Source organism: Photobacterium sp. DNB22_13_2, assembly GCF_052873915.1.
Genome location: NZ_JBNNXU010000005.1, coordinates 255,783 through 267,862 on the forward strand (window position 1 = coordinate 255,783; position 12,080 = coordinate 267,862).

The window sequence follows — 12,080 nt, forward strand, 5'->3', positions numbered from 1 at the left end:
GCGTGCCCTGATCTTAGGCTGCTAGTCGATGGCTTTGGAGCCTGAATTAAGCGTGATCTGAAGATAATTTGGTTTTAGTGTTGATCATCTATTTTGTTGCAAGACGCTTTGAATAAAGCTTGTTGTATTTTGCCCCCGTTTTGGGGGCTTTATTCATTTTGGACTGCTTACTGGACAGGCTCTGGATAATCTAGCGACCATTAACGTGTCTTATATGTTGCTACGAAGCCTGGATAAGGTATGAGTTACCAATCAAGGCCAGCACTAATGTGCTGGCTTTTTTTATTACGGAATAAGAAAAATATAAAATTTGGTTTAAATGGTCGTTGAGGTAGGGGAATGAAACCTCTTCTATGAAGTTCTTATTAACCGGCATAAATGTCTCAGCCGTAGGTTTTGTGTCATGTTGGTTTTCATTAAAAAGTCGACATTGCTTCAAGTAAATGGCCGCTTTTTATTTAAGGCATAACAATGCTTACAGTTTCTCTAGTCCAGCGTTGCCTTTGGGAAACTGTATTTTATATTTTTAGATATTTATTATCATCTTAAAGTCATCAAGATGAAATGATTCAACCTAAATATAACGGCTGTTTTGTGAACGCATGTTCATCGCTTTAATACATATTTTAGGGAAGCAATTGTGAAAAACATTCTTAAATTAGTTGGCATACTAGCTGCTGTTATATCGCTAACAGCTTGTAATTCAAGTGACTCTGATGATGACGGAAAAGGGCTGGAAGTAACCCCCACTGTTCGCTCTCACTCACACAATGATTATTATCGTGACGAGCCATTTTTTGGTGCGGTAAATTTGGGCTTTGGTAGTTTTGAAGCCGATGTGTTCTACCGTGAAGGTTATGATGAAGTGCTGGTGGCCCATGATGAGTGGGAAACGGTTTTTGAGTGGTCGTTTGATGAGATGTATATCCAGCCATTGGTCCAGTATGTCAGGGACAACGAATACCGTTTTTATAACAACTGGTCGCATTCTGCTGTATTACTGATTGATATTAAAACACAAATAGACAGTGATGATAGCGGCTATGAAACTTGGTTGGCGGTAGAAGAAGTGTTAAGCCAATATCCAGATATCTTCACTACCTATGAAAATGGTGTAGTGAAGCAAGGGCCGGTAACGGCAATTATTTCAGGCCATCGTCCGATCGACCAAATGGATGCTGCGTCTATTCGCTACTCCTTCGTGGATGGTCGTTTAGGAGACTTGGGTGAAATAACTGACCCAAGACTAATGCCGCTTGTCAGTAATAACTTCAGTCACTTTAACCAACCAGAATTTGGTAATTTCTTTGGTAAGGGAGAATGGCCGCAGGAAGCACTTGATGAGCTGGAAAGAATTGTGACCGAAGCACATGCCAATGATCAGAAAATTCGCTTCTGGGCGACACCGGAAGGTGATGATTTTATTAATAACCATATTTGGAGTGAATTAGTAAAAGCCGATGTCGACTTTATTAATACTGATCACCAACAAGATCTGCACGATTGGTTGCTGGAAAATGATCCGCATCCTTCAGAGCCTTCGGTAAATTGGCTAGATAGTCAAGATTGGGATCCTATGTATCCATAGCTCCTATGGTTGATTATTAAAACTATTTAAGCACACTGCTTTTCGTAGTGTGCTTTTCTATTCTTTCCCTCTCATCCTAAAAGCAGATGCAGTGACTCCTGCATTTTTACGAAAAAAGCGAGCGAAATAGGCCGGATCAGTAAAGCCAAGTTCGTAACCCACTTCAGAGATAGACATCGCAGTGAGTAGCAGCAACCGGCGAGCTTCCTGCATGACTCTGTCAGTGATCAACCTCTTTGAAGACAGCCCGCTGATCCGGCGGCAGATATCATTTAGCCTTGATGTAGTCAGCCCTATGTTCTCGGCATACTGCGGTAGTGTCCAGTGGGATCGGTAGTACTCTTCAATTAGCAAGTTGAATTGATTGAAAACGCTAACGTCACTGCTGCGGTAGCTGATTGTCACCGGCTGGTTGTTGGCGTACCGCATGATTTCTATCAAGATCAATTGAAGCCAGGACTGGCTGGCCGATTCAGCCATAAATTGTTGTTGTGCTGATTCTTTCTCAAGCATTTCAAATAACGTCAGCAACGGTGAGGACTCTGGTAGGGGAATACAAAAGGGCTGCATGGCCGTTGAAGCAATATCATTGCGACCAATTTCAATATCGAGTAGCCGCCATACCAGTTGTTGACTGGCAGTGATTACAAATCCATGGGCATGGTCGTCGGTAACAAATGAGTGGGGTACGGTAGGTGGCGTGAAGAACAGGGTTTTTCCCTGCATAGAGTAATGGGATTGATCGAGCAGGACATGAGTACTGCCTTCCAGAATACAGTGTATTTGGTAATAGCGGTCGTGATAGTGAGTTGGCATGTTTCGACCAAAAAACAGGGCCAGACTATTGAGTCTTTCAAGATGGAACTCGTTGTCGTTATAGCGAGAATCGTAAACTTTTCCGATATTCAGGTTAGGGATTGTGAGTGCTTCCATGGCGTGACCTTCCGTACTTTTGTTTTTATTATTTCTAAATTATTTAACATGTTATCTAATTTGGCGAAAAGTACAATTAAATACTTGTAACATCCATTTAACAGTGAACGGTGATTTCCCATAATAAGTGTAAAGAAGCCGCTGAAAAGAAACGGCAATGCTCACTATCAAAAGGAACTGGACATGAAGCGACCGAATCCCCTGCTAGAAAAGATGCAAGCTATCCTGCCGACTATTGCTGCTAATGCAGGGCAGGCTGAACTTGACCGCACACCACCAGAAGAGAATATCCGCCTGTTACGTGAAGTAGGCTTTTTCCGCGCTTTACAACCGAAGGCATACGGTGGCTCGGAGATTTCACTGCCTGAGTTTACTGATTGTGTAGCGGCATTAGCAGGGGCGTGCGGTGGCACAGCATGGGGGGCGAGTCTGTTAGCCACGCACAGTCATCAAATGGCGATGTTTTCCAAGCAAGCCCAAGATGAATTCTGGGGAGATAATCCAGAAGCAACCGCCAGCAGCAGCATTGCGCCTTTTGGAAAAACGGAAGAAACCGAAGGTGGGGTGATCTTTAACGGTGACATGCGATGGAGTAGCGGCAGTGACCATGGTGATTGGGCTATTTTGGGCTTTCTTCGAACGGATGTTAGCGGCAATAAAGTCTACTGCTTTGGCGTTGTACCGCGCCATGAATACAGCATTATTGACGACTGGTATGCGGCGGGGATGCGTTCTAGCGGTACCAAAACCTTAGTTTTAAAAGACGTATTTATACCTGAGCACCGTATTGAAACAGCCAAAGGTATGATGGAAGGATACTCTGCAGGATTTGGGCTTTACCCTGACAGTGATATTTTCTATACCCCTTACCGTCCCTATTTTGCCTGCGGCTTCGCAGCAATCAGTTTGGGTATTGCCGAGCGTATGTTGGAAGTCTACAAGGAAAAAACTAAAAACCGTGTCCGTGCTTACACGGGGGCTAAAGTGGGGGCGGCAACACCTGCACTCATGCGTCTTGCAGAATCAACCCACCAAGTTGCAGCAGCTCGAGCTTTCCTAGAGAAAACCTGGGAAGAGCACAAAGAACATGGAGAGCGCAAAGAGTACCCATCTGCCGATACGCTAGCTTACTGGAGGACCAATCAGGCCTACGCGGTGAAGATGTGTATCCAGGCTGTGGATCGCTTGTTTGAAGCGATGGGGGGAATGTCTTGGTTTAATGACAATGAAGGCCAGCGTCTGTTCCGCGATTCCCATATGACGGCAGCTCATGCGTATACCGATTACGATGTTTGTGCCCAGATCCTTGGTCGTCAGTTAATGGGCTTGGAGCCGGACCCAAGTATGGTCTGATAACCACTTTACTCGAGTGGTGTTCTTGCCCCCCTGTTAGGGGGGCCTTTTCATTTTAGGATAATGAGATTCAACTTTTGTTGAGTGTATGGTGGCGTTACATTCTAGATTACATTTTGTTCCAGTGTTACCGCTATCCTTTTATATGGGCTGTTATCTTTTTGGTTAATAATTAAGTTGTTGTTTTATAGGTTGTTTTGTTGTTTCTGGGTGTGTTTTTTATCGGTTGTAACGAGGTGACTATGAAGTGGGTTGTTATGGTCGTTGTTTTGTTGGGATCAACATAAAATGAAATGTCGGATGATTTTAATCAAAAAATGCAGCAATCACTCAAATTTTTTTTGCATAAATAAAATTATGTGATAAATTGATTTCAAGATTTGAGAGCATCAAATTGCGAATAAAAAGATCATTCTCCTTAGAACGGGGGAGGGTGGTTTAAAGGTCTGTTAATGCACTTGTGTGATTGAGACCGACTGGGGAAGCCCAGTGGATATCCTGCTTGGAACCCAGGATATTAGGAACGGAAAACGCCCCTGAGCGAAAGCTCAGGGGCGTTTTTTTCTTGTCTGGCCAAATGGCTGGGCAATGTGAAAATGTGGCTTAAGTGTTGGCTGTATTGTAACGGCGGTTGCGTCCAGACCAAATCGTCGTGTCTGCCAAATCTTCAATCGGATTTTCTTCCCTAACCCGGCTTCTTCTGCGGCGATGAAGACTGCCCTGTGTATTCTTTTGGTAGTGGCTGCTAAGCTGCCGGAGGCTTTTGATATCAGCTAATTTCATCGTTCTCTCCATAAACAGATACTGATACCAGCATAGTGGTCTAACCTGAATATAAGTTGACGTAGATGCTCAATTGGTTGCATTTATTTAGCTGTCTCGGGTTCTTTTTTCATTTGTGTGATGTATGCAGAATGTCTTGGTGTGCAGAACGTTAGAAAGCGTCTTTTTCATGTAAAAGTAAAATATGTTGTTTTGTGTTTACTGGGGGCTTTCTAATTGGATGAAAATATTTCTCCTTGTTCAAGTTGCCCATTTTTGTTGTTTTATTACATGAAAACAGCATATTAATTTGAAGTGCGTCACATTGATGGGTAGTATTCATGCCGTCTATTGATAATAAATTACACGATGAGATGGCAAAATGATTGAAATGTTGGCATTAACCCAAATCTTTCTGGCTCGTCAAAAAGCAGAAGATCAAAAAAACAAACAGCAAGAAGCCAAGCAGCAAGACGCTAAGCAATAAAACGATAATGAATCGTTGGCCCCTTGGGGCTGTTGGCTATCGGAAAGAGTTACAATGAAGAAGCGACTCATGAAAATGAGCCGCTTTTTTAATACGTTATTCGTTATTTAACCAGAGCAAATCTTGTTCGGAAACATACTCATTGTAACCCGCTTCCCATCCTTGGATGGCCAGGTTTTCATGCTCAGTATTGAGGCACTGACCAGTGTACTGCTCCCCTTGTTTACCATGTTTATAGGTTTTGTAAGGTAGGCAGTAATCTTCAATACCTTGTTGGTAACCCAGGCGATAATCGTTAATCGCACCTTCAGGCATCTCACTCAGTTTATTCAGTTCAGTCTCGGTGCGAACTAAGCGGCCATTTTCACCGTCTTTGACACCAAGCATTTTCCATTGATTTTCTTGAGCCAGGTCGGTGTCATAGGACTGACCGGTACAGGCCGCTAAGCTGAGGACAGCTACAAGTAAAACTAGGTGTTTCATCGTCTACCTCCGCAAGCAAGTGTGAAAGTGATCCCGCTAGCGCAAATAGATAGGCTATCTGACTGCTGGGCAGGTCTTACACTTCAAGTATAAATCCTCATGAAAAAACGGGCATAAAAGCCCGTTTTTTATTGTGGTTTTATCTTTATCTGCTGGAGAGCACCCGTGATGGAGCGGTGCGAGGCCAGTAATAGCCGAGGTAATTCCAGCCCACCCAAAGCACGAGCCCGGTTGCGACGGTCATTTCAAAAATACCCAATCGTTCGAGCCATGACCAATGCGGATAATAGATTGCAAACCAGTCAGTGAGGCGTTCCAGGGCAACGGCACTGATCACTGATGGGAAGGTAACCGCAGCCAGTGATGGTTGAAAACGTTGCTTAAGTAAATTGAAATAGCACAGATAAACCAAGATAGTCATGGTGATACCAATTCCAGCTAAAGCACCGGTCAAGACAGGATCCGGCTCGCTGACATTCAATAGGTAAGCGGTTAGGGAGAGATTGACTGGAGCGGCCATGATAGCGAGTGTTGGCCTGGCTGGTCGTGGTAACCGCCCGGCAAAACACAGGCGATAGAGCACAACAGGTAACATAAGGAAGTAAATGGCGATACAGGCATCTGTCATGGCCAAAGCGAAATCGTGGTGGCCAAGCTGTGGGCCAGCCAAGGTACCGCTGATTGCCCCAACAGGGTAGAGGAACCAGCTTGGGTACATGTTAGTTAATCGAAAGTTTTTGATTTGGCAGAAAAAGAAAAACCCCATCATAAACATATGCAAGGCCAGTGCGGGGTACCAAAGCAAGCGAGCGACTTCAACATGGAGCGAAGACAGGTAGTCGGATAAGACCAGTAAGGTCATCGACATCGGGGCCATTAAGCTCCCATAGAGTGGGTGGCGGAGATCCTGGATAAAACGCTTGGGGTTGAATAAGTATTTAAGCACCACGGGGATCAGCAGAATAGCGCCGATCAGAGCACCTATACCGCGATACCAATCGGTATGTTCAGGGAAATACAGTGACCAGGCAAGGCCAGTTCCCATTGAGGCTAAAGCCAAAGCGGCTTGGGCCGTTGGAATGTGTATCAAAGCATTGGTAAATGCTGCCATTGAGCTATAAAAACCTTCGTTGAACATTAAACAGACTGGAGAAGGGGGCATTCTACACCAGTTTGGCAGTGAGATTACGGGGGATGGATCAAAACAGAGTTTGGAGTCGGTCACATTTTGGTAGAAGATTTGGCAAATCAGGTTTGCTAAAAGTGGAATTTAGTACCATATTTAATTTGTGACCTGTAAATGAGCTGATTTATATTTAGCTTCTGGAGGAATGAGCTGTTTTCGTACATGTGGCTCAAGGGTACAGGAAGCCGGTTGATGTGAATCAACCACACTAAGCGTCGGTATTGCTTAGTTTACAATTTGGTTAAGTGACAAAAAAACAAAGTACTTCTTCGTCAAACACAAAGATGTCCGATTTAAATTTGTGACTATATCGGATACGGCATACTCAACGTAATGAGTGGCGAAGCCTCAAGTTGTAGTTCAATCATCGCTCTATGTGTGCTGTGTAGGTAGACTGGAGCAACAGAATAGAGATAAAAACTAAGCCGCACTGCAATGGTGCGGCTTTTCTTTTGCAGCTAGAAAAATATCGCCATCTTCTTGAAAATACTAACCTGTTGTTTTTAAACACTCGTTTTATGTTATCCACAAAAACAGTGGGTAACTTTATGGTAAATCCCTACGATATTGATTATTTCGTCAACAAGTGGCACTCAAGCGAACAAAAAGAGATATTAATGTAATCATTTAACAATTTATTGAGGGAGTTCAATATTTGCTCAATTGGTGATGGGGTTACAGGATATTATAACTGTTGTTTGCTATTTTTAATTCGTAAAAGGAATTATAAATATCAAGAGGTTAACCATGATCAGCCAGTTCAACTCTTTGACCATACGCCAAACCTTGCTCGTCATCTTCATTATTCCCACATTGTTGCTGTTGTCTGTGATTGGGTGGCAAACCTATCAATTAATGGATAAACGATCCCAAGCTGGTATCACTAAGGAAACCGTCGCGTTATTTCATCTCTATGATGAAGTCGCCCACCAGTTTGCGGTTGAGCGAGGATTAACCGCGGGGGTGATCGGAGCCAAGGGGCAAGGCCCTCAGGTGCAGACCTTGAGAAACCAAAGAGTCCTTGCAGACAATGCTTTCCAGTCATTGTTGGCATTCACCACCAAACACTTGGATAGCCAAGCCATTGAACCGCTGCTTGAAGCCGTTCGCTCGCAATTGGATAAGCGCCATGCAATCCGGCAGCAAGTCGATACGTTGCAGTTGGTTGACTCCCCGTTTGCCTATTACTCCAATATCAATCGCTTGGCATTGGATAATCTAGCGATCTTACTCGCTCAGATCAGCAATGCTGAACTCAAGCAGGAAATGCAGGGCTTGCTGCAGTTGCTGATCACTAAAGAGCAAGCCGGAATGGCACGTGGGGCGCTTAATGGTGTCTTTGCCAGTAAGCAATCAGGCCTCGACCGTTATGCGCAAATCCAGGAATACATCAATGACGAAGCTTATGCTATCCGCCAGGCCCGCTTACTGCTAAGTGGGGAATATTTACACCAACTTGAAAGTATTATTCGTTCACCGACTTGGCAGCAAGTGATGAGTATTCAAGATTCGTTTCTAGCCCAAAAAGCATCATTGACTGGGGTGGAGGGGCCTAACGCGACAAGTTGGTTTGGGCTAGCCACAGAAAGAATTTCTGCTGTAAAAACTCTGCGAGATCAGATGGCGGCTGAATTAACGGTAAAGGTACAGGCTGAACAACAGTATGTGATGAAACAACTGCAGTTTCTTGCTGGTCTCGTTGCTCTCGTTATTCTACCTCTGATCCTGTTCACCATAGTTTCACTCAAGCGTTTAACGCGACGTGTTTCTGCATTTTCGGACAAGTTAGCTGCGATGGCGGCAAACAAAGACCTGACTATTCGCCTTGCTGATAGCCATGATGATGAGATTGGCGAGATCGGTGACAAACTGGATAGGTTATCAGATAGCGTAAGTGATACTCTCAATAAGGCTCATAGTGTCGCAAGCCAAACCCAGCAAGAAATGGCGGAGATGGCGAAGTTAATAGCACTGGCAAGTACGGACAGCCAGCAAACCCACTCCCGTTGTGACAGTATTGCTACCGCAATGACCGAAATGGCGCAAACTAGTGAACAGGTTGCCGGTATCACCAACGATGCGCAGCGCAGCACGGAATTGGCTCGCCAAAGTGCAGAATCTAGCTATGTTCAGAGTGAACAATCGCAACAGACGACTTCGCGGCTGCTGGTTAGTGTGAATGAAACATATCAGTGTATTGAGACTCTTGAGCAGCAAATGGCAGGGGTGACCGTTATTCTCGACACTATTAATGCCATTTCTGAGCAAACCAATTTGTTGGCACTTAATGCAGCGATTGAAGCGGCAAGGGCGGGTGAACAAGGCCGGGGGTTTGCCGTTGTCGCGGATGAAGTGAGAACCTTGGCCCAGCGCAGTAAAATGTCCACAGAAGACATTCGCCAGTTACTCGATGGTATTACCCAAAATGCTAAGGCGTCCTACAGCAATATGCAGCAAAGTCGAGAGGCAACCGTTGAAACCCAAAGCGTGGTGTCGGAAGCAAGTTCTTTGGTGGAAGGATTAATAGGTAACGTCAACGAAATTGCTGAATTTAATATTGGCATTGCCACAGCGGCAACTCAGCAATCTCAAACGGCACAGAGTGTGGATGCTGATGTCGATGGCTTGTTGGAGCTTGCTGGAAATACCATGAAGGCGATAGTGGATATTCATGAAGAGATGCATTTGATTAAACAACGCATGATGGAATTGATGTCAGAAGTTGATAAGTTTCACATTCGCACTACGAATCAGTCACCAGAAACCAGTGAATTTGCTATAACAGCGTCTCACTAAAATCGCATCAGGCCATACAGAAGCTAATTAGCAGGGGCTTTTCAGCCCCTGTTTATTGTAGGTAGGGTGCCATTCCAAAATGACTCTACAATGCCATTGCATTTGGCATCATGGAGGGTGTTGTTGGCGATATGCAGCTTATCGGCATATTGCCGACCTTCCACCCGGGCTTCTACCCATGCTACATGATGGTCGGTGTTATCAGCTTTGAGCGTGCTTTGGAGCAGGTAATCGCTGACTCGCTGGATAGTCATATCGGGCAGTGTTTCGAAGAATTGGCAAGAGTCCAAGACACCATGCAACTGGCCGGCAGAAGTGACGGTGGCCAGAGAGCTCGCAGAAGCGTTGGTGGCTGTTGCTGCGCCTAATAGCAGGGTGAAGATGACACTTGGTAGTCTTGGGGAAATCATACATTCGTCTCGTAGCAAGAGGTTGGGAATGCGGATAATCTACCTATTTTCGACTACCAAATGTGGTTATCAGTTATGCAGGTTGCTGAGTTCAATTTAGCTCAAGCGCTTTTCCCACCATTCGCGGGCTATCGACAAGGCTTGCTCTTGTTCGCTGCAAATGCCCATCATTTTTAGCACGATAGCGAGAGTAGAAACCACCGCGTGTTCACCATAATGGTTGTTGGTTTCTCCCTGCCAAACTTGTTGCAAGAAGTCGCCACTGATCTCACCGTGTTTACCGGATGCGCCTTCCAAGTAAGTTGGCCACTCTTCCGTGTATAGCTGTCCTTGATTGACGCCAGATAAACGACAGGCTGTACGTGGGCTTCGTTCACTCTCTCCACCTTCACCTTTAAAGGCGACCATGTTTGTGTCTCCCACTAATTGAGCTGCTTCGGCGTGGAGTTGTTCATAGCCTTGGTGGAAAATACCATGAATCGCATAAGGTGCTGCGGTTGGGTTGAGTGCCCGGGCTACGGTGTTGAGCGGGGTTCTGAGTCCAACTAAATTTCGCAGTGCCAACAAATCTATGAGTGGCTCGCAATAGCTAGAGAGCGGGATGTAGCAAATATTCTCTTCGGCGAGGATCTGTCTCGCTTCATCCGGTGTCGCGGCCTGTTGAATATCCAATGCAGGACATGCACTTTCAACCTGATATTTGATCGCATCAACAGCCATATGGCCACTCAGCATGACACGGATACCATTTTGCGCGAGTAATTTGGCAGCCAGCATAAGCCAAGGCGGCTGGCGACGTTTACCGGCAAAGCATGGCCAGTCGACATCGACATCTAGCTCACGCCAGTCTGCTGAGATACGGCCACGTAGAGATTGAATGTATCCGGCGGCTTCTTCGCTGGTTTCACAACGGACACGTTGCAGCATCAGCAAGGTGGAAAGTTGTAATAACTCGGCCTTGCCGTCGAGGTACATATCCAGCGCTTCACGCGCTTCGTCTTGGGTGAGCGAGCGACGGCCCTTTTCTCCGCGGCCAACGTGTTTAATAAACTCTGAAAATGCTGTCATGGTGCCTTCCGTGTAAATGTACCCAAGTATTTAAATACTAAGCTAATGGATTTATTCACATAATGAAACAGGATTGTCGTCTGGTCATTTCTACACTTTCGTCAGTGCTTGCCTACACTTATTTCTGGAAACTAAGTTATAACGCAGTCAATAAGGATGAGTGTGATGAAGAAACGTTTGATTTTAGGTGCGTTGCTGGCGGTGATACCTTTAGGGGCAAATGCAACTGAAGGTAGGGCGATTGAGTACAAGGTCAATGATGAGGCCTACGAGGGGTATTACATTTCTCCATCAGAAGATGCGCCACTTGTGTTGCTGATCCACGATTGGGATGGTTTGACTGACTATGAAGTTAAGCGTGCTGAGATGCTGGCAGAGCAAGGTTACGCGGTGTTTGCGGCTGATTTGTTTGGTGCTGGGGTACGGCCGACCGAAGTGGAAGATAAGCGCCAGCATACCGGAGAGCTCTATAAAGACCGAATGAAAATGCGTGACTTGATGAATGGGGCGCTGCAAATGGCGGACTCGCTTGGAGCCAATACCGATAAATCCGTGGCGATGGGGTATTGTTTCGGTGGCGCAGCGGTACTGGAGTTAGCCCGTTCTGGCTCAGACATGAAAGGCTTTGCCACCTTTCATGGCGGATTGAAAACCCCGGAAGGTCAGGACTACTCCAAGGCAAAAGGGAATATATTGGTTCTTCATGGCGCGGCGGATACAGCGATCCCAATGTCTGATTTTGCTGTTTTATCGGGGGAGCTGGAAAAAGCGGACGTGAGCAATGAAATGATTGTTTACAGCGGTGCGCCACACGCTTTCACTGTGTATGGTTCGGATAACTACCGTCAGGATGCAGATTATAAATCGTGGCAGCGTTTCTTAACTTACCTTGATGATGTTGAGTGGTAGATGACGATTTAATTGTCTGTATTACAAAAATAATTAATTAAGATCGATAATTCGCTAGGAATAGTGATTTTAAAAGTGGGTTATTGGTCTCTTTTGTAAATTATT

Annotated in this window: 10 protein-coding genes; 4 read left to right on the forward strand and 6 right to left on the reverse strand. The window is 45.3% G+C overall.

The features are described 5' to 3' along the window. The first annotated feature begins 640 nt into the window (after nucleotides 1–640). A complete protein-coding gene (locus ACVA58_RS10315) occupies nucleotides 641–1,588 on the forward strand; it encodes a phosphatidylinositol-specific phospholipase C/glycerophosphodiester phosphodiesterase family protein (protein ID WP_446510357.1) in 948 nt (315 codons plus the stop codon). Between the two features lie 57 nt (nucleotides 1,589–1,645). On the opposite strand, the gene hpaA is transcribed toward ACVA58_RS10315, so the two are convergent. Continuing rightward, nucleotides 1,646–2,521 (reverse strand): 4-hydroxyphenylacetate catabolism regulatory protein HpaA, encoded by an 876-nt coding sequence (hpaA, locus tag ACVA58_RS10320; protein ID WP_446510358.1) that lies wholly within the window; start codon nucleotides 2,519–2,521, stop codon nucleotides 1,646–1,648. Nucleotides 2,522–2,704: 183 nt separating this feature from the next. Between hpaA and ACVA58_RS10325 the strand changes: the two genes are divergently transcribed. Continuing rightward, a complete protein-coding gene (locus tag ACVA58_RS10325; protein ID WP_446510359.1) occupies nucleotides 2,705–3,874 on the forward strand; it encodes a p-hydroxyphenylacetate 3-hydroxylase oxygenase component in 1,170 nt (389 codons plus the stop codon). 603 nt (nucleotides 3,875–4,477) lie between these two features. Here the strand turns inward: ACVA58_RS10325 and ACVA58_RS10330 are convergent. The 3 genes from ACVA58_RS10330 to ACVA58_RS10340 all read right to left on the reverse strand — a co-directional run bounded on the left by ACVA58_RS10330 (nucleotide 4,478) and on the right by ACVA58_RS10340 (nucleotide 6,717). Further along, on the reverse strand, nucleotides 4,478–4,657 hold the full coding sequence (locus tag ACVA58_RS10330) for a hypothetical protein (protein ID WP_446510360.1): 180 nt from the start codon (nucleotides 4,655–4,657) through the stop codon (nucleotides 4,478–4,480). Between the two features lie 562 nt (nucleotides 4,658–5,219). Continuing rightward, complete coding sequence (locus ACVA58_RS10335) at nucleotides 5,220–5,606, reverse strand: DUF2799 domain-containing protein (protein WP_446510361.1); 387 nt, start codon at nucleotides 5,604–5,606, stop codon at nucleotides 5,220–5,222. A 145-nt stretch (nucleotides 5,607–5,751) separates the two neighbouring features. Beyond that, nucleotides 5,752–6,717, reverse strand: a complete 966-nt coding sequence (locus ACVA58_RS10340; RefSeq protein WP_446510362.1) for a TDT family transporter — start codon at nucleotides 6,715–6,717, stop codon at nucleotides 5,752–5,754. 822 nt (nucleotides 6,718–7,539) lie between these two features. Here ACVA58_RS10340 and ACVA58_RS10345 point away from each other — a divergent pair. Then, nucleotides 7,540–9,588 (forward strand): methyl-accepting chemotaxis protein, encoded by a 2,049-nt coding sequence (locus tag ACVA58_RS10345; protein WP_446510363.1) that lies wholly within the window; start codon nucleotides 7,540–7,542, stop codon nucleotides 9,586–9,588. Between the two features lie 41 nt (nucleotides 9,589–9,629). Here the strand turns inward: ACVA58_RS10345 and ACVA58_RS10350 are convergent, their stop codons facing one another. Both ACVA58_RS10350 and ACVA58_RS10355 read right to left on the reverse strand, forming a co-directional pair. Continuing rightward, complete coding sequence (locus ACVA58_RS10350) at nucleotides 9,630–9,998, reverse strand: hypothetical protein (RefSeq protein WP_446510364.1); 369 nt, start codon at nucleotides 9,996–9,998, stop codon at nucleotides 9,630–9,632. 96 nt (nucleotides 9,999–10,094) lie between these two features. Then, the gene (locus ACVA58_RS10355) at nucleotides 10,095–11,066 is read right to left on the reverse strand and encodes a glycosyl transferase family protein (RefSeq protein ID WP_446510365.1); all 972 of its coding nucleotides are present in this window, start codon (nucleotides 11,064–11,066) and stop codon (nucleotides 10,095–10,097) included. A 165-nt stretch (nucleotides 11,067–11,231) separates the two neighbouring features. Here ACVA58_RS10355 and ACVA58_RS10360 point away from each other — a divergent pair, with 165 nt between their 5' ends. After that, a complete protein-coding gene (locus ACVA58_RS10360; RefSeq protein WP_446510366.1) occupies nucleotides 11,232–11,975 on the forward strand; it encodes a dienelactone hydrolase family protein in 744 nt (247 codons plus the stop codon). The last annotated feature ends 105 nt before the right edge of the window (nucleotides 11,976–12,080 follow it).

Coding starts and splice junctions, on each gene's coding strand:
- hpaA (WP_446510358.1), bottom strand. CDS start 2,521: ATGGAAGCACTCACAATCCCTAACCTGAATATCGGAAAAGTTTACGAT.
- ACVA58_RS10325 (WP_446510359.1), top strand. CDS start 2,705: ATGAAGCGACCGAATCCCCTGCTAGAAAAGATGCAAGCTATCCTGCCG.
- ACVA58_RS10330 (WP_446510360.1), bottom strand. CDS start 4,657: ATGAAATTAGCTGATATCAAAAGCCTCCGGCAGCTTAGCAGCCACTAC.
- ACVA58_RS10335 (WP_446510361.1), bottom strand. CDS start 5,606: ATGAAACACCTAGTTTTACTTGTAGCTGTCCTCAGCTTAGCGGCCTGT.
- ACVA58_RS10340 (WP_446510362.1), bottom strand. CDS start 6,717: ATGGCAGCATTTACCAATGCTTTGATACACATTCCAACGGCCCAAGCC.
- ACVA58_RS10345 (WP_446510363.1), top strand. CDS start 7,540: ATGATCAGCCAGTTCAACTCTTTGACCATACGCCAAACCTTGCTCGTC.
- ACVA58_RS10350 (WP_446510364.1), bottom strand. CDS start 9,998: ATGATTTCCCCAAGACTACCAAGTGTCATCTTCACCCTGCTATTAGGC.
- ACVA58_RS10355 (WP_446510365.1), bottom strand. CDS start 11,066: ATGACAGCATTTTCAGAGTTTATTAAACACGTTGGCCGCGGAGAAAAG.
- ACVA58_RS10360 (WP_446510366.1), top strand. CDS start 11,232: ATGAAGAAACGTTTGATTTTAGGTGCGTTGCTGGCGGTGATACCTTTA.